This is a genomic window from Mucilaginibacter terrenus, from assembly GCF_003432065.1.
Classification (GTDB): domain Bacteria; phylum Bacteroidota; class Bacteroidia; order Sphingobacteriales; family Sphingobacteriaceae; genus Mucilaginibacter; species Mucilaginibacter terrenus.
Genome location: NZ_QWDE01000001.1, coordinates 1,202,972 through 1,223,887 on the forward strand (window position 1 = coordinate 1,202,972; position 20,916 = coordinate 1,223,887).

At 45.7% G+C, this 20,916-nt stretch carries 18 protein-coding genes; 3 read left to right on the forward strand and 15 right to left on the reverse strand.

The annotated features are described in order from the left end of the window. Nucleotide 1: 1 nt before the first annotated feature. Nucleotides 2-577 (forward strand): CAP domain-containing protein, encoded by a 576-nt coding sequence (locus DYU05_RS05310; protein ID WP_117381924.1) that lies wholly within the window; start codon nucleotides 2-4, stop codon nucleotides 575-577. On the opposite strand, the gene DYU05_RS05315 is transcribed toward DYU05_RS05310, so the two are convergent. The 4 genes from DYU05_RS05315 to DYU05_RS05330 form a co-directional block, all read right to left on the reverse strand. After that, nucleotides 574-807 carry a DUF1456 family protein gene (locus tag DYU05_RS05315; RefSeq protein WP_235853955.1) on the reverse strand — a complete coding sequence of 78 codons (234 nt, stop codon included), beginning with the start codon at nucleotides 805-807 and terminating at the stop codon, nucleotides 574-576. The two genes, DYU05_RS05310 and DYU05_RS05315, sit on opposite strands and share 4 nt — an antisense overlap. Nucleotides 808-826: 19 nt before the next feature. Further along, nucleotides 827-2,062, reverse strand: coding sequence for a beta-ketoacyl-ACP synthase II (gene fabF, locus DYU05_RS05320; RefSeq protein WP_117381926.1), 1,236 nt, complete (start codon nucleotides 2,060-2,062; stop codon nucleotides 827-829). A 66-nt stretch (nucleotides 2,063-2,128) separates the two neighbouring features. Continuing rightward, nucleotides 2,129-2,806, reverse strand: a complete 678-nt coding sequence (locus DYU05_RS05325; RefSeq protein WP_117381927.1) for a pseudouridine synthase — start codon at nucleotides 2,804-2,806, stop codon at nucleotides 2,129-2,131. Next, complete coding sequence (locus DYU05_RS05330) at nucleotides 2,806-3,633, reverse strand: MBL fold metallo-hydrolase (RefSeq protein WP_117381928.1); 828 nt, start codon at nucleotides 3,631-3,633, stop codon at nucleotides 2,806-2,808. Before DYU05_RS05330 ends, DYU05_RS05325 begins: the two co-directional genes overlap by 1 nt. 138 nt (nucleotides 3,634-3,771) lie before the next feature. Between DYU05_RS05330 and DYU05_RS05335 the strand changes: the two genes are divergently transcribed. Beyond that, entirely contained in the window at nucleotides 3,772-7,650 is a 3,879-nt protein-coding gene (locus DYU05_RS05335) for a T9SS type B sorting domain-containing protein (protein WP_117381929.1), read from the forward strand. 71 nt (nucleotides 7,651-7,721) lie between these two features. On the opposite strand, the gene DYU05_RS05340 is transcribed toward DYU05_RS05335, so the two are convergent. Continuing rightward, nucleotides 7,722-10,121: a M1 family metallopeptidase gene (locus DYU05_RS05340; RefSeq protein ID WP_117381930.1), complete on the reverse strand. Its 2,400-nt coding sequence runs from the start codon at nucleotides 10,119-10,121 to the stop codon at nucleotides 7,722-7,724. 24 nt (nucleotides 10,122-10,145) lie between these two features. Next, on the reverse strand, nucleotides 10,146-10,727 hold the full coding sequence (locus DYU05_RS05345) for a HupE/UreJ family protein (protein WP_117381931.1): 582 nt from the start codon (nucleotides 10,725-10,727) through the stop codon (nucleotides 10,146-10,148). 68 nt (nucleotides 10,728-10,795) lie between these two features. Between DYU05_RS05345 and DYU05_RS05350 the strand changes: the two genes are divergently transcribed. Beyond that, a complete protein-coding gene (locus tag DYU05_RS05350) occupies nucleotides 10,796-11,320 on the forward strand; it encodes a DUF6702 family protein (protein WP_117381932.1) in 525 nt (174 codons plus the stop codon). 7 nt (nucleotides 11,321-11,327) lie between these two features. Here DYU05_RS05350 and DYU05_RS05355 read toward each other — a convergent pair whose 3' ends face one another. The 9 genes from DYU05_RS05355 to DYU05_RS05395 form a co-directional block, all read right to left on the reverse strand. Further along, entirely contained in the window at nucleotides 11,328-11,681 is a 354-nt protein-coding gene (locus DYU05_RS05355; protein WP_117381933.1) for a cupin domain-containing protein, read from the reverse strand. 3 nt (nucleotides 11,682-11,684) lie between these two features. Then, nucleotides 11,685-11,972 (reverse strand): GNAT family N-acetyltransferase, encoded by a 288-nt coding sequence (locus DYU05_RS05360; RefSeq protein ID WP_117381934.1) that lies wholly within the window; start codon nucleotides 11,970-11,972, stop codon nucleotides 11,685-11,687. Nucleotides 11,973-12,036: 64 nt separating this feature from the next. Beyond that, nucleotides 12,037-12,660, reverse strand: coding sequence for an alpha/beta hydrolase (locus DYU05_RS05365; RefSeq protein ID WP_117381935.1), 624 nt, complete (start codon nucleotides 12,658-12,660; stop codon nucleotides 12,037-12,039). Between the two features lie 2 nt (nucleotides 12,661-12,662). After that, entirely contained in the window at nucleotides 12,663-13,598 is a 936-nt protein-coding gene (locus tag DYU05_RS05370; RefSeq protein ID WP_117381936.1) for a ring-cleaving dioxygenase, read from the reverse strand. A 49-nt stretch (nucleotides 13,599-13,647) separates the two neighbouring features. Next, complete coding sequence (locus tag DYU05_RS05375; protein ID WP_117381937.1) at nucleotides 13,648-13,827, reverse strand: hypothetical protein; 180 nt, start codon at nucleotides 13,825-13,827, stop codon at nucleotides 13,648-13,650. Between the two features lie 174 nt (nucleotides 13,828-14,001). Further along, entirely contained in the window at nucleotides 14,002-16,590 is a 2,589-nt protein-coding gene (locus DYU05_RS05380) for a BamA/TamA family outer membrane protein (protein ID WP_117381938.1), read from the reverse strand. A 62-nt stretch (nucleotides 16,591-16,652) separates the two neighbouring features. Beyond that, nucleotides 16,653-17,546, reverse strand: a complete 894-nt coding sequence (locus tag DYU05_RS05385; RefSeq protein ID WP_117381939.1) for an SdiA-regulated domain-containing protein — start codon at nucleotides 17,544-17,546, stop codon at nucleotides 16,653-16,655. A gap of 10 nt (nucleotides 17,547-17,556) precedes the next feature. After that, nucleotides 17,557-19,593, reverse strand: coding sequence for a polyphosphate kinase 1 (ppk1, locus tag DYU05_RS05390; RefSeq protein ID WP_117381940.1), 2,037 nt, complete (start codon nucleotides 19,591-19,593; stop codon nucleotides 17,557-17,559). An 8-nt stretch (nucleotides 19,594-19,601) separates the two neighbouring features. Continuing rightward, entirely contained in the window at nucleotides 19,602-20,897 is a 1,296-nt protein-coding gene (locus DYU05_RS05395) for a Pycsar system effector family protein (protein WP_117381941.1), read from the reverse strand. Between the last annotated feature and the right edge of the window lie 19 nt (nucleotides 20,898-20,916).

The window sequence follows — 20,916 nt, forward strand, 5'->3', positions numbered from 1 at the left end:
GATGAGAAAATACATCTTAGGTATAGCTTTAATAGCCACTCTGGCAACTGTAAGCAGTTTCGCGTATTTGCAGGAAGAGACTAGCTACGATAACTTTAAACAGGATTTCTTACGTCTTATCAATAAAACACGGCAAATGGGGTGTAATTGCGGTAACACGTATTACCCGCCTGCAGCGCCGTTGGTTTGGAACAACAACCTGGAGAAAGCAGCACAAGGCCATGCTAAAGACATGTCTAAACGCAGCTATTTCAGCCACACCAGTAAAGATGGCCGCAGCATGGAGGACCGAATAGTATTTGCTGGGTATTACTTCAAAGGATTTAAAAGCTTTATGATTGGTGAGAACATTGCTTTTGGTCAGACCAGTATTGATGAGGTAATGGCCGGCTGGTTTAAAAGTGAGGGTCATTGCAAAAATCTGATGAACCCGGGCTTTCAAGAAGTTGGTGTCGCCGAAGTAAACAAGTACTGGGTGCAGGACTTTGGAGGTCGAGAATCATTTTCTGCCGAACAGCAAAAACTTATTAAACAAGGAAAATACAGGCTGATACAAAAAGACGTAAGCAGCCACTAGTGCTCTTGTGCTGGCTTCTCGCGTTTGTCTGGCATAGGGCCGCGTTTGTAAATCACCAATCCGTTTAGGAAGTTACGTAACAGCTGATCTTTACAAGGCATAAAATTTGGATGATCATCGGCGCGGAAGATGGCGCTTAGCTCTGTCTTAGTCGTTCTGAAGTTTACTAGCTTTAAAATTTCAATAATGTCGTCATCGCGTAGCTGAAGCGCTACTCGGAGTTTTTTCATTACTTCATTATTGCTCATGCTATATCTTTTTAAATACTACCACACCATTGTGGCCACCAAAGCCAAATGTGTTGCTTAATGCTGCATTTACCTTTTTGTCTATCGACTCTCCTGTAACAATATGAAGATCCTGCGGTATTTGCGGGTCAATGGTTGTGGTGTTAATGGTTGCCGGTATAATGCCGTCGGTAATTACTTTTACGCTGATTATAGCCTCTACCGCACCAGCTGCCCCTAACAGGTGCCCCGTAACAGATTTTGTTGCGCTTACCATAACATCGTGTCCGTCAAAAACAGATTTTATTGCTTTAGCTTCGCTGATATCACCAACAGGTGTAGAGGTAGCGTGTGCATTCACAAAGCCGATATCTGTTGTATTTACGCCTGCATCTTCCATCGCCAGGTGCATAGCACGTATAGCACCTTTACCTTCCGGGTGTGTTGCGGTAATGTGATAAGCGTCTGATGTCATAGCTGCACCGCCCACTTCTGCATAAATGTGTGCGCCGCGGGCTTTCGCATGCTCGTATTCTTCCAACACTAATATACCAGCACCCTCGCCCATTACAAAGCCATCACGTTCTATATCAAATGGGCGTGCCGCTTTTGTAGGATCGTCATTACGTGTAGATAAGGCTTTTAGTGAATTATAACCACCGATTGACGCTTCTGAAATAGGCGCATCAGAGCCGCCGGTAATAATAATTTTAGCTTTACCCCACTTAATGTAGTTAAAAGCGTCCATGATAGCTGTATTTGCACTGGCGCAAGCCGATGCAGCCGAAAAGTTAACCCCCATAAAGCCGTGCTTAATAGATATTAGACCGGCAGCCATATTCACCAATGTTTTAGGAATAAAGAAGGGATTAAAGTGTGGTTCATAACCCTTCTCCGCAAATTCGCGGTATTGGTGTTCAAAGGTATCCATACCACCCTGAGCTGTTCCAAATATCACACCTATATCAAACGGCGACATGGTGCTTACATCTACACCTGCATCCTTAATAGCCTGATCGGCTGCAATAAGCGCGTACTGTGTGTAAAGGTCACTTCGCTTTATCTCATTGCGGTCAAGGTAGTTTGCAGCGTTAAACTCAGGTATCTGGGTAGCAAAACGTGTCTTAAACTTTTCGGTATTAAACCGGGTAATCGGTATGGCAGGGCTCCTGCCTTCAACAATAGTGTTCCAAAATCCGGCGATGTCGGTGCCGCAGGCAGAGACAACGCCCATGCCGGTAACTACAACTCTTTTCATTAACAATAATAGGCTCTAGATAGCCGATGCAAAAGTAACACAGTATTTGAGTATTTGTTATTTTTTTTACCAGCCCATTAACGCCATTGCAGCGGTAAACTCTGGCTGGAGCGGCGCTTCTATCGTAATGGCTGTTCCGCTTGCAGGATGTGTGAAGTTTAACTCCTTTGCATGCAGCAGCATGGTCTCCATATCCCAGCGCTCCTTAAACAACTTGTTTTGCTTATTACATCCATGCGTACGGTCACCAATTATGGGGTGAAAGATATGCGCAAAGTGCTTTCTTAACTGGTGCATACGGCCGGTTTGCGGCTCGGCTTCAATAAGCGAATACCGGGAAGTGGTATGCTTGCCAAGCGGCACATCAATTTCGGCACGCTTTAGGGTTTTATAACGTGTGAGCGCATCCTGCAAAGTACCATTCTCTTTTCGCAAGGGATAGTCAATCTCACCTTCGTCAGGTGTAAACCCGCGCAGTACTGCCAGATACTTTTTATGCAACCTGTTCTCCATAAAAGCCTGTTGCATAGCAATCTCTGTTGCCTTATCTAAAGCAAAAAGCAATACACCACCTGTTTTCCGGTCAATACGATGAGCGGGGTACACCTTCTGCCCTATTTGGTCGCGCAGAATTTGTATGGCAAATTCGGTAGCATCAGCTGCTATAGATGAACGATGCACCAGCAAGCCATGCGGCTTATTTATAGCAATAAGATGCTCGTCCTGGTAAAGAATATCCAACATCAGCTTAAAGCAAATTGAAACTGACCGGTTACCTGGTTGATGTCCAGATGTGTGGCGGCACCTGTAGGATCAATGCAAAAAACTTCACTTTCCACATTTCTTGATGCAACACTTACATGGGTGTTGCCGGCGTGAGCCGAAAATAGCTTTAATGCGAGTTCCGGGTCGTTATTGTCCTTGGAGAGGTGTGCTAATAACACATGGCTCATGTAATGCGGCCGATGATCTATAAAAAGCTGCAAAGCCTGGCTATTGCTAAGGTGACCTTTGCCACCTCTGATCCGCCTTTTCAGGAAATATGGATACCTGCCCTGGTCTAGCAACTGCTCATCGTAATTTGCTTCCAGGAAAGCTGCATGGCATTGCGAAAAGTGGCGGATGAGGTGTTCGCACGGTGCACCTATATCTGTAAATACACCAATGCGGGTATCGCCACTAGTGATCATAAAGCTGTGCGCGTCAATGGCATCATGGTGTTTTGGGAAGGCAGTTATTTCCAGATCGCCAATTTTAACAGGCGAATAAGCGTTAAGATGAATGCACAACCCTTGTGGTATCAACCCGCAGTATGCAGATGTAGCCTCAGTAACATAAACCGGAAGATTGTACTTTTTAGACAGCACTTCTAACCCACGGATATGGTCTGAGTGTTCATGCGAAACAAATATAGCCCTAACCTTTTGCATTGACAGGCCCAGCCTCAGCATCCGTTTCTCTGTTTCCCGGCAGGATATACCTGCATCAACCAACACGGCTTCGCGCTCGTTACCAACGTAATAGCAATTGCCGTTACTCCCTGAATTCAATGACGCAATATACACCGGCATAGGCTGCAATTTAGTAATATTTTTAGCAATTGCAGAAGCAGTGCTTGCAAGTATTATTCTACTGAATTAAGTGACTAAACATCCTGTAAAAAGGGTATTTTTATCTCACGATCTGGGCGTTAGATTGTCACCCAACCGATGAAAATTCATTTAGCCAGGCTTTATATATTTTTGACGAGCTACCTGTTAAGTGCCGGCGTGTTCGCCCAAGCTCCATCCATTGCCTATAAAACACCCCAAAGCTACATTGTTAATAGCCCTGTGCCTCCTCTTGCCCCAACCAATACAGGAGGCGCAATAAACGGATCTGAATATGGTGCCGCGGCTACATTTACTGGTAATGGCCAGTACGGATCCGCTGACGGGCCGCCTGCCACGGCGTCGTTCAGGATACCGAGTTTCATGATCAACGATGGAACTGACAATTTTTACCTTACCGATTTTGGCAGCCATGTTATACGACAGATAGCACCTGATGGTGCGGTGTCAACGTTTGCAGGAAGTGGTTCGGTTGGTAGAAATAATGGCAACGGAAGGTTGGCAGAATTTTATGCGCCATCCGGCATTGTACGTGATGCATCTGGTAATTTCTATGTTAGCGAATCCATTGGAGCAACTATACGAAAGATAAGTCCATCCGGTGACGTGACCTTGTTTGCGGGAAGCGGCCTGATGGGTAATACAAATGGCACAGGTGCATTAGCCAGTTTTAGGGACCCGAATGGATTAGCTATAGACGTCGCGGGTAACATCTATGTTGCAGATACAGGGAATCACCTGATCCGTAAAATAACACCAGCGGGAGAGGTAAGCACATTTTCAGGGAACGGGATAAACGCGGCAAGTGATGGCACAGGAACTAATGTAAGTTTTGGGGACCCTTATGCCTTAGCTTGCGACCGCTATGGTAACGTATTTGTATGTGATCTGTATAATAATTCTATCCGGAAAATTGATCCTTCGGGTACAGTGATTACACTCGCCGGAACGGGCAGTTCGCAATCAATTGACGGCAAAGGAAAAATGGCAGGATTCGCGAACTTGGGGCCTATTGTATTGGACGATAACGACGACATGTACGTTAGCGATGGCAGCTTACTACGCAAAGTATCACCTGACGGAACTGTAACCACGGTGACCGGAAGCAGTATAGCAGGTTACGTTGATGGAAGTGTATCTACAGCGCGGTTTGACGGTTTGGCCGGGTTGGCGTTTGCCAGGGACAGAACGCTGTATGCAGCCGAGATATCAAATCATGTCGTACGAAAGATCCTGCTTTCTGGCTACTCAGTTGACATGCCATTACCTGCCGGGTTAGTATTGAACCGTGTTACCGGGGTAATTACAGGAACACCAGCTGCGGCGTCGCCCAGCGCAGATTACAAGATTACAGCTATAAACAAAGATGGAGCAAGCACCACAACATTAAGTATAGAAGTAAAAGATGTAAACGTACCGCCACCCACACAAGCTCCCAAGATAAGTTATCCAACACCCAAAATATATGTTGTTAATTCAGCAATTCCGCCTTTACAGCCTACCAACTCTGGTGGTGCCGTGCAGCCCAAAGGATACAGCATTGACAAACCCTTACCTGCCGGCTTAATTCTTGACCAAAATACCGGTGTTATCAGCGGCACTCCCACTACCATTTCGCCGGCAACTATATACACGGTAACTGCCGTTAATGCTCTCGGGCCAAGCCAGGCAACAATAAACATTAAAGTTTCCGGCGAAATAGTTAAGGCACCTCCAGCACCTGTAATTAATTACAACACGCCGCAAACCCTTATCTTAAATGCTGCCGTAACAATAACTCCATCAAACACCGGTGGAGTAGTTGCAAGATACTCTTACGGATTAATTAATAATTATGCAGGCACCGGGCAAGCCGGGCGTACTGATGGCCCTAAAGCTTCCGCCCAATTCGATTCGCCATTTAAAGTAACCATTGATGCAAACAGTAACGTATATACTACCGACCGCAACAACTATTCGGTGAGGAAAATATCTCCAAATGGCATTGTAAGTACCGTTGTGGGCCCGGGAATAAATGCCTTCCTTACAGGTTTGTCGGGCATTGTTACCGACATGCAGGGAGTTGTTTATATAACAGATCAATACTCTGTTAAAAGAATAGACCAGAGCGGCAACGTAACTACCCTTGCAGGTGGGGCTACAGGCGGCTACGTTGATGACTCGGGTGGTAAAGCGCGGTTTGATGGACTCGCTGACCTCGCCGTAGACGAAAACAACAATTTATATGTAGCCGATCTTAACAATGCTTGTATCAGAAAAATAACGCCACAGGGCGTTGTTACCACTCTTGCCGGAAGCCGCTTGAAGGGCAATGTTGATGGGCAAGGCGCTGCCGCCAGGTTCAATGCGCCACAAGGATTGTTGTACAAGAATGGCACCCTTTATGTTGCTGATTACGTTACAATACGTCAAATAACAACGGACGGCAAGGTGACTACGATAGCAGGTAATGGCAGTAGCGGTGTAATTAATGGTCCGGCAATGTCGGCAAGTTTTGGTAATGCGGTAAGCGTTGGCATGAACGAATGGGGTGATCTTTATATTCTTGACATAGGCAACAATGTGCTAAATGAGGGGAATGCTATTTTAAGGCGAATAGATAAGGATAACGTTGTATCTACGGTGCGAATAGTAGACGCAGGTGGCAGCGAGATTTACCTCTCCGGTCCAAATTCTATAACTTTCGGTAATGATGGATTGATCTACATGCCTACATCTGATAACGTAATTCAAACGATTTCTTTTGACAGGTACACTATAGATAGGCAGCTGCCTGCGGGACTGAGCTTTGATAAAGTTACCGGAGTGATATCCGGCAAGCCGACGGTGCTTAGCCCATCTACCGATTATCACATAACAGCGTACAACTCGGGAGGAAGCTCAACCACTACGCTTACGCTTAAAGTAGTGTTAAGCGAGGTGAAGCAACCGTCGGTGATAACCTTTCCTGATCCACCTGTACCGATCAGTTGGGACAAGAACTTCAACTACAACCCTACAATAACAAGCAATCAACAAGAAAGCCCATTGGTGTTAAAAAGCAGCAACGAAAACATTGTTACTATCAATGCAGATAACACGTTACACATTGTGGGTGTTGGGGAAGCCACTATTACTGCAACACAGGATGGCAGCGATAATTATTTGCCTGCACAACCGGTATCCAGGCAAATAGTGGTTGCAAAGGCAGATCCAATGCTGTCTGTTGCCGATGCAACAGGTAAAACAATATGCAGTGAAGATTTCACTTTATCGGTAACAACGCTTAATAGCCAAGCTCCTGTAATTTACAGCAGTAGCAATCCTGCGGTGGCAACCATCTCTTCAGCCGGGTTAATACATATCCTTTCTGAGGGCAGTACCACGTTAAGTGCCTACCAGGATGCCTCACTTTTATATGTTGCAGCACCGGTAATCGAGAAGCAGCTTGTTGTAGGTACCGGCACGAAACTGCCCGGACCAAGCGCAACTTTACAGGTACCCAAAAAGATATATGACGGGCAGGACGCCATTTTTACGGTTACAGTTGCAGGCGAAGTAAGCAGTTATAACTGGATGGTGAACGGAGTATCTCTAAGCAGCAATACGCCTTCATTTACCATCAATACGCTCACTAATGGCGACCTCGTAAGCTGTGTTGTAACATTCACCGACAGATGTATTATGCCATCCACGGCAGGGCCGCTAACTATAACTGTCTTGCCTACTCCTACCGCAATAGTTCCGCCTAATACTTTTACACCCAACGGAGATGGCATAAACGATGTGTGGCGCATTCCGGCACTTGTTTCCTACCCAAAGTGTTTGGTTAGCATATTCAACAGAAATGGAAAACAGATAACTACATCAACAGGGTATAACAAACCATGGGATGGAACATCAAACGGAAAGCCCCTGCCAACAGGCGTATACTACTACGTTATTGACACAAGAGACGGACAGCCGGTGATAAGTGGGAGTGTCACCATCTTGAAATAAAAGCTAAGATATTCGTAAAGCAACAAAGGCCCGGTTTTTTTCCGGCCTTTGTTGTTTAATATGAGCAGATGTTATTTTCCTGCCTGCATCGGGCTTACACCTGTAGATTGACCTCTAACCGGTGCGCCATTTGCCATTTTTTGCTTAAACAGCTGGAACTTTGTTGGCTCCGGCAATTTACCCCAATAGTTGTTACTTTCGTCAATGTCTGCTGTCTCACGCATTGGGTCCAGCTTAATTGAGGTTACTTCTTTGTCCTGTATATAGAACTTGGTAACGGTCTTCTCGTTTAAACGCCAAACCTGTGCAGGCATACGGTCTATCATTTTGGTACCATCCTTAAAGGTGAACTCAACTATGATCGGCATTACCAAACCACCTTTATTGGTGAAAGTTAATTCGTAAAACCACTTGCTGCCATATTTAGCTTTGTCTTCCGCAGTCATCGGCTCGGTAGCAAACGTTGAAGGAGTTTGCGCTTTTACAAGTGAGTTAAACTTAGCTGTGTCTACTGATGCCATTCCCCTGTCGTATTTCCAATAGAAATCATGAGTCGCGGTATCAATATCAGTTTGGAATTTAATGGTTTTGTCCTCGCGGTTACGCACCTTGGAAATGTCCTCGAATGAATTCACAGCAGGAGCTGCAACTCTAGGGGCCATGCGGTTGCCACCACCTTGTGCTTTGTATTCATCCTTCAGATCACCTCTGGCAACCTTAACTGAGTCAAGAGAAATGTCTACAGGATCAGTTCCGTAGAACCAGCCTCTCCAGAACCAATCCAGATCCTCGCCGCTGGCATCTTCCATTGTGCGGAACAAATCTGCAGGTGTAGGGTGTTTAAACTCCCAGCGTTTAGCATATTCCCTGAAAGCATGATCAAATAACTTACGGCCCATTATACTTTCGCGCAAGATATTTAGCGCGGTGGCAGGCTTGCTGTATGCATTCGGACCAAAACGAACAATGTTCTCAGAGTTGGTCATCACCGGCTCCAATTCGTTCTTGTTCAGCTTCATGTAATCAACAATGGTGTACGCAGCACCCTTTTTGCTTGGGAACTTGTTGTCCCAAAGCTCTTCTGTAAGGTATTCAACAAAAGAGTTCAAGCCCTCGTCCATCCATGTCCATTGGCGCTCGTCGCTGTTGATGATCATCGGGAAGAAGTTGTGACCAACCTCGTGGATGATAACACCTATCATACCGTTCTTAGTGGCTTCGCTATAAGTTCCGTCTTTTTCTGTGCGACCATAGTTGAAGCAGATCATCGGGTACTCCATACCGTTTGATGCCTCAACAGACTGTGCTACCGGGTAAGGGTAGTTGATGCTGAATTTAGAGTAGCTTTTAATAGTATGCGCAACCAGCCTTGTAGAATATTTGCTGTACAGGTTGTAAGCTTCTTTTCCGTAGTAGCTCATGCACATTACGTTCTTTCCGGCTACATTCTGGTTCATGCCGTCCCAAACGAACTTACGTGATGATCCCCATGCAAAGTCGCGCACGTTGTTCGCCTGGAATACCCAGGTTTTCTTAGCTGTAGATGGCGCTTTCTCTGCCTTCTTTGCGTCGGCAAGTGTAACAATCTCTACAGGGACGGTTGATGTTTTTGCTTTGTTGTAACGGGCCAGTTTATCCGCGCTTAGTACCGCGCTGTAGTTAACGCACTCGCCGGTAGCACCAATTACGTGATCGGCAGGTACGGTAAGTTGCACACGGAAGTTACCAAAGGTAAGTGCAAACTCGCCACGGCCAGTGAACTGGTGGTTTTGCCAGCCCTGGAAATCGCTGTATACGCAAAGGCGCGGGTACCACTGTGTCATGGTGAACAGGTAGTTGCCGTCCTCAGGAAAGTATTCGTAACCACCACGACCGCCAACCGTCATACGGTCGGTTATTTTATAAGTCCAGTCGATATTAAAGATAAACTGCGCGCCCGGCTTCAATGGCGTAGGCAGGTCTATACGCATCATTGTTTTGTTGATGGTGTAGCTTAACTTTTTGCCTGTAGCGTCGGTTAATTTGGTAATCATGTCACCCAATCCATTATCAGCAGTACCGTTACGGCCCTCTACCCGGTCAATGTTCTGGATGGTAGAAGTCCTTGGCATGCCAGAGCTGCTCTGGTAATTAGAATTGTTTAAAGTGCTGTGCTCGTTCTCGTCCAACTGAAGCCAGATATAATCCAAATGATCCGGCGAGTTGTTAAAGTAGGTAATAGTTTCGCTACCTTTTAACTGCAGGTTCTTTTCGTCAAGCTCGGCCTTAATGTTGTAGTCGGCGCGCTGCTGCCAGTACTTAACCCCGGGGGCGCCGCTGGCAGTACGCTGCTCATTTGAGGTTGGCAAGATAGTGCCCAACTGCTCAAATTTGTTACCGTGGTTGCTGCCGGGGTTGTTCTGGATGTCTTGCGCCCAGACCGCTCCGGAAGTAGCTGCGGTAAATAATAGTGCGGTAAATATTCGCTTCATATTGCTTTTTGGTGTTTGTGTTGTTCAGTTTATTGGAAGCCGTTCTACAGCCATTTTAACGGCGAGTGCAAATACTCCCGAAGATAAAAAAAATATCCAGTCGCGCCTCGGCACTTTAAGCATATTGATGAATAGCTGTGACAGTAAAAGTATTACAGCTACTACTACAATCTGGCCTGCCTCCAGCCCTATGTTAAAGCCAAATAGCCCCATCCCTACAGATTGATCCTGTGCCAGCATGATGCGGATGGAATTGGCAAAACCCATCCCGTGTATAAGCCCAAAGCCCAGCGCCAGGTAGTAGTTTATACGGGCGCTCCTGCCCTGTTTGTCTAATTGAAAGATGTTGTTCAGCGCGGTAATAAAGATGGTGCACGGTATCAAAAACTCTACCCACTTGCTGCTGAAACGGATAACATCTAAAACGCTTAGCGCCAGCGTAAGGCTGTGCCCGATAGTGAAAGCAGTTACGAGTATCAGTACCTGCTTAATATCTTTAAAGGTAAATACAGCCGCAAGGGCAAGGATGAACAACTGGTGATCGAGCGCGTCCAGACTGATTATATGCTGCCACCCTAACGAGAAATAAAAAACCAGATCAGACATCACAATAATCAGGGGTTGAAAGCGTAAATTTAGCAGGTTTTAATAATTAATAAAACCTGAGCTTAAATATGACCGCTATTCTGTTTAAACCGCTACTATATTGTTACATTTTATTGAATTCGCTGTCGGCAGATAAACCTGCTGCAGTTGCATTTCACCCGCTGCACGTAAGCACAAGCGACATCAGCTATAATACTAAAGACGGGCAAATGGAGGTGATCTGCACCATTTTTACTGACGATTTTGAAACCGTGCTGGAGAAGCAATTTAAAACGAAGGTTGACCTGAGCAAACCGGAGATGCATACTGCTATGGATGCTTTGGTGAAGGGATATATAGCATCTCACCTGCAGGTTAAAGCAGGCAATGCAAATGTGGGATTAAATTATATTGGTTTTGAGATAAACCGGGAAGCTGTTAACGTGTACCTGGAATCACCTAAGATTTCTACTCCTAAGAAAATTGAGGCGGATGTTACCATCCTGCAAAGCCTCTATAACGATCAGCTGAATATCGTGCACATGACAGTAGCCGGTACACGCAAAAGCGCCAGGTTAGATAACCCGGCGCGAAAGATTGCTCAAGAGTTTTAAACCCTCACTAAAGCAATATAAATAAGGAGCGGCGAGGCTTCGGCTCAATGTTGCTGCTACGGTGCCCCTTGCCGGTTGTGTCTTCCATCAGCAATATCTCTCCGGGCCGGAATGTTCTTTTCTCACCTAGGGACGTTTCAATCTCTACACCGCCATCCAGCAGTACCACGTATTGTTTTGCGGGGGCATTATGTAGATCGTTATAACCTGCAGGCACCTCTCTGAAAACAAGTTTGCTAACGCTCAATCCTTGTGAAAGAAACCCGATTGGCCCGGCGTCTGTCAAAGGGTAGCTAATCACACCAAAACGGCTATCGCCATTTTCGTCTGCATAAACGCGGGTAACTTTAAATTCTTCCATTGGTTAGGCTGCAAGTATCCTGTCCCACTCTGGGTGCTTTTGTAAGAACGCCTGTACGTAGCTGCAAAGCGGCACCAACGTAAGATGATGCTGTTCTATATACTCGAACGCTTTAGCTACCAAAGCTTCCGCTACACCTTGCCCCTGCAGTTCCTTCGGGACTTCGGTATGTACCAGGTACATTTTATCGCCTTTCTGTTTATAATCTATAAACGAACGGTGCTCATTTACAAAAAGTTCAAAGTTGTGTAAAGCGGTATTATTAATGAGTTTGATGTCGTCGTAGTTCATTATCTGCGTATTTTCTTAAAATTTCTGGCTGTCCATACCGCCAACAGCCACGCGATTAGTTTGTTCATGCGAAAATGATTTTGTTTGCAAGCTCAATCTCTTCATAGCTAATGCTATGCGATTTATTGTTGTAAACCTCTAACGTAACGGCCGCATCCAGCCCTTTTAGCACTTTTACACTGTCCTGTACACGTGTAAGCGGCACATGCGGGTCGGGGTTGCTGGTAGTTATTAAAACCGGCATACCTATAAAGTCACCTTTGTAGTTATCCATATTCAATTTTTCGCCTGCAAGGCCGCCGGTAAAGGCTACTGCACCGCCAAAAGGCTGCGCGTGGCGTGCCAGGTACTCCAGCGTTAAACAGGCTCCCTGTGAGAAACCCAATAAGTAAATTTTATGCTGAGGAATACCATCTGCTAAAGCCGTATTTACAGCCTTGTTCACCATCTCTAATGCCGAATTAAGTGCCGGCTGGTTGTCTTCGTCCGGCGCCATAAAGCTGTACGGATACCAGCTGTTATTGGTGGCCTGTGGAGCATAAATGGCCATGTCGTCAACATTCAGGTTATTAGCAAGCCCGACAATGTTACCGGCAGAGCTCCCCCTGCCGTGTAACATGATCAAAGCACCCTTAGCATCTGCCGGCTTAACACCGGCCATCAAAATCTCTTTATCGTGTGTGTACATCTTTAAACTAATTTTGGTAACACCTTTTCAATATCGGCACGACGGTTTTCGTATTGTGCAGGTAACTTAAGGTTTGTGCCTAATTCTTCCACCGATTCGTCAACTGCAAAGCCCGGGTTATCAGTTGCTATCTCAAACAAAACTCCACCCGGTTCGCGGAAGTATAATGAGTAGAAATAGTTGCGGTCTATCTTCTCGGTAATGTGCAGGCCCAACGCGGCAATTTTGTCGCGGTATTGCATTAATACTTCCTCGTTCTTAACCCTGAATGCCACATGGTGAACACTGCCGCCGGCAACGTGCCCCGCTACCTCGCCGGCAACCTCTACCAGGTCAACTATATTAGCGTTATCAACTGCATCAGTTACAAACCTGTAACGGTTAACATGCTCTTCCAGCAATTTGTAACCAAATACATTGGTAAGTATATCCGCTGTAGGTTTCATTTTGTTGGTAGTAATGGTTATACTGTGGAAGCCTTTAGTTGCATTTTCAGCTTTTACCTCTTCGGTTTCCCATGGTAAGCGATTGTCGGCGTTTTTGGATGCCACCAGCTCAAACTTCAATCCATCCGGATCTAAGAAAGTCAAATACTGCTCGCCAAATTTCTCGGCTGGTTTGTTGAAGATGACATTATGTTTTTCGAAACGTTTCAACCAGAAATCAAAGCTGCCTTCGGGTACAGAGTAACCTATTTCTGTTACCTGCCTGGCTCCTCTTCTTCCGGTTTGTATACCTTCCCAAGGGAAAAAGGTTAAAATGCTGCCTGGAGTACCCTGCTCGTCACCATAGTAAAAGTGGTAAGTGTTAGGGTCATCAAAGTTAACGGTCTTCTTAACCATTCTTAATCCCAATACATTGGTATAAAAGTTATAATTGCGTTTGGCATTGCCTGCTATTGCAGTGATGTGGTGTATGCCGTTTATTGTATTTTCCATGATGTTGTTTGTTTATTTTGTTATTGGTTTGTGTTTGTTATAAATGAAATTAACATGCCTGCATATAGCATGGGAACTGATGATTGTTTGTCTCACTTTCCCTATGACTATCCTTCAAAAAGCTGATTCCTGCTTTTATGTATAATGGCACTATTGCCAGCACTGCCGCTATCTGGACGGGTTTAGCATCCGGAAGTATTAAGGCAATGATGTTTGATATTAATTTCATGTTGTTTGTTTTGATACTTCAAATGTCGGTACAAACTGCAAAATCTCACTTAACCTACCTTAAAGCGAAAAGTTAATGTAGGTTAAGAATAGTAGCACAAAACACTCCAAACAAAAAGCCCGCAAGGCTTACCGGGTAAACGTTGCGGGCTATATACCATAAAAGTGGCTATTATCAGAGCCTGAAGTTAAAAGAGATATAAGGATACCATCCTTCGTTGGAGTGGCCCACCAGCGCCTGCACTACAACAAGTGCGGCCGGGGAGAAGTACGCGCCGCCACCTACACCGGTGTGTATCTTGTCGGAATCGTTTGTGTCGTTACCAGACCATACCCTACCGGCGTCGTAAAAACCGGTAAGCCCCAGCTGTCCCGGCAAAATATAGCCTTTTATATTGGCCAGTTTAAGCCTTGCCTGCAGGTTGTTGTACACCATATGCTTGCCTGCAAACCTATTTTGCAGGTAGCCCAGTAAATTACCCTGACCGCCAAGGTACATACCCTGGTAAAATGCCGGCTGCCCAATGGTAATACCGCCACCTGTACGGTTAGCCAGGATTAACCTGCCGTTTGAGGTAAGCTTGGTATAAAAGGTAAACTCTGGGCGTATTTGCGCGTATGATTTTGAGTAACCGTTTAAGCCTTTGTACCCGGTTACACTTACGGTAAAGTAGTAACCACCGCTTACAAATATGCCTCCCTTGCGGTGATTATCGGTGTAGTTGAAGGCCAGACCGAGGTGCATTTTATCATTAGCAACGGTAAGGCTGTCATAAGAGTTCACCAGCAGCGGCTGCTGAATCAAACGGCCAACGTTGTCCATAGGATCCATATGATAATACTGGAACGACGGACCAATACTTATGGTAGAGGTACTATCGTTTACACGCCAGCGCACTGCCGGGTCAAACTGGTAAGTATCAAACCTGGTGCGATAAAAGGTGCGGTAATCGCCCACTTTCACCAGGGGGGTACCATTGCCAAAACCAAAAAAGTTGAGGGTGTTATCCGGCGCTTGTATATAGGCCTTCATGGTAATATCGGCACTACCCAGCGCATCTATCCACTCGCCGCTGTACCTGATGCGGAATGCATCGGTAGAGAAAGAGTGCGTGATCATCAACTGCTGTAAACTGGTATAAGGCAACTTACGGAAACCATCTTTCTTAAGGAACTGTACACCTGCACCAAATAAGAAACCATCATCACGGTTAAGTGCCGCCGTGGCAAGCGGCATCCACACATTGTAAGGGAATGTTGGCACAAAACGTATGTTGTTGGTATCTCGCGACAAATGCTTGCTGAATACACCTGCATCGCCTGTGAAACTAAGGCTATCGGGCTTATCGTAAAGTTTTACCGAGCTTGAGGCCTTTATCCCTTCGTATGTTTTGGTACCGTGCCCGCCTATAAGCCTCAGTTTAACCGGGGTTGATGATGTATTAACTACTACATGGTCGTCTCCGCCAGATACATAAAGCCTTATTTCTTCAGTAAACTCCGGCTTATAGTTCATTTCCAACAGTACGTCGCCGGTGCTGCCGTCCTTTTTTATTTTCTTGATGGTAACCAGCATACCTTTGTCCGGCCCATCGGTAATGGTCACCAGTTCGTTCTTGTCGCTTGCCTGTATGTCTACCAGCCTGTAAATAAAGCGGTAGTACTCATCCATTGCTTTGGGGATAGCATTACGGCGGTTCTTAAGCTTGGTAAGCAATTCATCATGCCTAAGCTTGTAGCTTTCTTTAGGGAGCAGGCGCAGCCCTTCTTCTAAAACCGCGTCAGTTTCAGCCGCAACAAACTCATTGGTGATGCGCATCCACTCATCGTAGCTCATCTGTGCATCTGTATAAGATTTAATGAACCTGGTTTTAAATAACGAATATTTCACATGAGGCAGGCCGCCGCTAAAATCATCTATAGCCGGATTTACATACGGCAGTGAAGCGATGCTCGGGAATAAGCCTTGTACTACGTGAAACACCTGATCCCGGTCGCGGGGTATGGCTTCATACATTTTACCATCACCTTTTTTTGTATCTGTCCAGCGCCATTGATCTTCATGCCGGTCCCAGTCGCCAAGTAAAAGGTCAAGTAAACGCGCGCGGAGAAACTCCGGTCCGTCAAAGTGGTTATCATTGTCTTCAACCAGCTTATTTAACGCCTTTTCCGTATTGTCAGATTCGCCAAGCGGCTCCCTTTCTTCCAGCAAACAAACCGTATTTGCAAACTTTTTGCTGAACTCACCAAGCGCCGGGTCGTTCGCCACCATACCTATTATTGGATGAGTATGCGGAACATTAGCGGCTTTCGCCAGCGGCGGTACAATAAGTGCCGAGTAAGGGTGCTGTCCGCTAAGCGCGTCATCCAGCCAGTCCACAGCAAATGTACCCTGTAATTCTTTGGGTAGTAACTTATCAGGAGTTTTTTCTACGCTGCGCAACGCATACTCGCGCCCGTTTTTATCAACCAGCCTGAGCGACTTAGACTGCATGCCGCCACCTTCTTTGGTGGGTTTAAGACCGCCGTAAATTTGCGATATCCTTATGACAGGCAGCTTTACAGGCGCAGCCCAGTCTGTACGGTAATTTTCGCCAAAGAGCCAGCGGTGAATACCGGTTACATTGTTATATGATGGATGTACTTTAACAGTAATGCTGTCTTTAATTTGCGGATCTGGCAACGGCTTGTCGGCAGTTTTCTGCGCAACGGCGCTCGAAACCGTCAACCCGAGGGCCGATAAGATAAGTAGGTGTTTAATCATTATAGTAGGGTCTAAGTATCGCAAAGCAAATAGCCTGCGCTATGTGCTTTAGTTTGATCGTATTATTTGAGGTATTTAAAGAACAGTATGTTCCCGCTGCTTATTTCGTCTCCTTCGTTTGATATATATAAATTGCCTTCGCTATCGAAAGCTATGCCTTCCGGCTGCAGAAATCCCTTGTTCAACTTGTAAGAGGCGTTTATTTTCCAGCCGGCATTCGTAACAACCAACAGCTTGTTTACGGATGATACAATGTACCACTCTTTTGTGAGCGGGTTTCTTGCAAGCGCCGACGGGCGGAATTTGATCTTTTTGCCTTCTTCTTTGCTTATTTCCTTTACATTAATGTTAAACTCACCGGCTTTGGTGACCTTACCATCAGTACCGAGATCGAAGACAAAGCCTCCATCTTCTTTTGACGACCTTTCGTCCTGGCACTGTTTGCAAATGATGTACAGCTTTTTGGTGATGTTATCAAAGTGCATGCCTTCGTACTCCCCTTCAGGCAGCAGGCCTTTAAAAACCTGCTGGCCGGTAATTGTGCCAGCTTCTACCTGCTGTAACGGGAATGTACGGATCTCGCCGTCGCTTCTGAGTATCACAGCCTGGCCATTGCCTATCGCTACATCTTCATAGTCGCCGTGTTTACCAAATTTAACACTTTTTGCGTCTTTATCACCGGGCTTCATGTAATAGATGTTGCCATCCTCATCCTGCTCGGCGTAAATACGGTTCTTGTCGCCGTTGTTAAAGGCTATACCAGAGATCTCGAGCAACTCGTTGGGCATATTATAATCCACTCCGCTCGCTAGATCGTATTCCGGCGGCGAAACCGGGCCTTCGGTTTCTTCTTTGTCTTTTTTCTTTTTATCTGTTCCCTTACCGTCGCCCTGGCTGCATGAGCCAATTGCAATGGCAACTACCAATACGGGTAAAAATAATGCTGACTTCTTCATGAGTCTTTGTTTACATCTTGCTATTAAGGTAATTATAGATAGCTTCCTGCGAACGGACCATTTCTGTGCCTGCAGGTGGCTTTACATCATTTAAATTACTGTCTATTGATACTGCCTGCACATTATCCTTCAGTTGAAGGTTAATCAGGTCAATTACCTGCTGTTTAACCGCTTCGTCAAGTACCGGGAAACACACCTCTATACGGTTGTGAATGTTGCGGTTCATCCAGTCAGCAGACCCCATATAAAGCTCAGGCATACCATTGTTCTCAAACAAAAACACACGGCCATGCTCCAGGTAGCGATCCACAATCCGGGTAACCGTAATATTCTCGCTGAAATTGCTTACACCTGGTATAAGCCGGCATATACTGCGTACGATAAGCTGCACCTTCACCCCTGCCTGTGAGGCTTTGTACAGCCGCTTGATCATATCCGTCTCCTCCAGGTTATTCATCTTGATGACGATGCTTGCAGGTAAACCGTTTTTAGCATTGGCTATCTCGCGGTCGATCATCTCCAGAAAGCAGTCCTGCAGGTTAAACTGCGCGACCAGTAAATGCTCAAACTTTATAAAGTTTTCTTTGGACGGCTTTTCTCTCTTTGCCAAAAAAATGAACAGCAGCTCCATTTCGCGCAGCAGCTTGTGGCTGGTGGTGAATAGAATGTGATCTGTGTAAAATCTTGCGGTACCCTCATTAAAGTTACCGGTGGCCAGCAAACCCGAATATTGCGTTCGATCGTTTTTACGGGTTTTCACCAGGGCTATCTTTGCATGTACCTTTAAGGCAGTAACACTGTAGATGATATCCACACCAGCGGCTTTCATTTTCTTGGCCCAGCGCAGGTTGTTTGCCTCATCAAAACGGGCTTTTAGCTCCACTACCACGCGCACCTTTTTACCATTCTTTGCTCCGCTGATCAAGGCATTGACGATGCGGGAGTCGCTTGCTACGCGGTACAGGGTCACGCTTATTTCCTCTACATCGGGGTTGTTTGCCGCTTCGTTAAAGAAACGCAGCACCATGTCATAAGATTGGTATGGCGTGCTCACCAGCAGGTCTTTCTTTGAGATCACATCAATCAGCGGCTCTTCGGTAGAAACATCTGCAACGGCTGCTGCGGGCCATTTAGGATAGGATAAATCACCGCCACTAATAGGCAGCGAACTAAAGTCTTTTAGATTATGGTACCGTCCGCCTTCTACCGCTGTGGGCTTGTTGAGGTTTAAGAAATTACTTAGCGCATCTATAATACGCATCGGCATGTCTGCCTGGTATAAAAACCGGGTAGCGTAACCCTGATCGCGCTTGGCGAGCTGCCGCTCTATCTGCTCAGATAAATCTCCCGGGTATTCATCTTTGATATCCAGCTCGGCATCGCGGGTTATCTTAAAGCTGTAGCAGTTTTTCACCTCCGCTTTGCGGAACAGCTTGTCCATATTAGTGCGGATAACATCATCCAGGAAACAGATGTACTGTGTGTCATCAGCTTTAAGCGAGTAAAAGCGGGGCAAACTTTCAGACGGTACATTCAACAGCACCAGCTTCTCTTTACCTTCTTCTTCAAGTTCTACCAGGAAATAAAGCTTGTTGTTCTCCGGGAAAAAGCTGCCACTATCTTTAAGGTACACCGGCTGCAGGAATGCCAGCACCTCTGCGAGGAAATAGCTGCTTACCTCCTGCTGTAATTGCTGCGGGATAGACTGATTATATAACAATTCTATCTTACGCTCCCTTAGCTGTGGTATAAGCTGTGTGGTAAGCAAATGACCAAAATGGTTTTGCTGAGCCAGGATCATATCCGACGCTTTCTGTAACAGGTCTTCCTGCTTTTCGGCGTCTATGTCGTTGCTTTTTTTCTCACCAATTTTACGGAGCGCACGCAGCACCGGCATGCGCACCCGGTAAAACTCATCCAGGTTGGACGAATATATAGCCAGGAACTTAATGCGCTCCAGCAAAGGCACAGCCGGGTTTGCCGCTTCTTCAAGCACGCGCCCGTTAAACTTGAGCCAGCTGAGATCGCGGTCGAAATACTTATGCATAGCTAACCTTATATAATAGGTTTATCAGCAAAAAACGTTGAGGAAAGTATAAAGGCCAGTACCGATACGATAAGGCCGAACATGAATATATTATAAGCTATGCGCAACAGGCGATATTTCTTCCCCAGCACAACACCTTGGGCATAAAGGTCTTTGATCAAGCTGCCGTACAGAAACTCTTTATCATCCATCATCTTTTCCATACCATAATTGTATTCCTCCAGCGACATTTTATAGAAGTTGCCAAAGAACAGCAGGTTCACGCTCCTGTTGTCTACATCTTTACGAGAGAAAACCCCTTCAGGGATAGATGGCCTGGTAGCCAGTATGGAGAATATGATAGTTAGCAAGCTGATAGCCAGTAATATAAAGGTTGGTACAATAAGAAACTGGTTATCGCTTAATCTGCGCAGCACTAAACTGATAATGGCAGAAAGGATAATTGAGTTAACCGTTATCATGATATGGGCCTTATTATCGGCCATGTCGCTTAAACGCTGATGGTTAGTAGAGCTGATCCTGAACATGGTCTCTATCCCCTTTTTAGGTTCTTCCAGCCTTCTTTTAAGGCCGGTCACCGGGTCAATCTCTACAGTAACTTTAGGCTTGTCACTTTTTTTATCTTCTTTTTTATCGTCCTTTTTGTCTTCTTTCTTATCGTCTTTTTTTGCCACTTCTACTATGTTTTCTTCGGGGGATTTTTTATCAGCTAGTGCTACTTTCTCTTTAAGCTCTTCAATCTTGCGTTGCTTTGCACCGTTAAGCAATACCTGGGCGTAATCGGTATGATAATGATGGGCGGCCAAAAAGCCAATACTTTTACGGCGCCACTCGCGTTTGCTCAGGTCGGTACCGTGCAAAATATTGGTTTCCTTACGCAATAGTTTATCGGTTTCATCGAATTCGGCTGTTCCTAAATGATAAAGGTCCGCATCGCAGATTATCTTTTCCATAAGGTTGTTAGGCGATTGCGGCATTTTTGTAGCCATGATGCAACCCTTAACATCTTTAATATCGCTGTCACTTACACCTATGGTTTTCAAAAAGGTTTCTGCAAGCAGCGCGCTGTGTTCTTCGTGCTGTTTTATATCCAGCATATAGCCGGTATCATGAAACCACGAAGCGGTGGCCACCACAAAGTAGTCGCGGTCGTTAAGCTGGTAATGGTTAGCAATTTCAATGGCGCGGCTGGCCACGGTTTCGGTGTGCTTCAGGTCGTGATAGATCAGGCGGGGATCGGCATGGGCACTATAATAGGCTAACACATACTCGTTAACCTGTTTTAACAGATGTTGGTAATTCATATAAAAGATGCTGACTAAA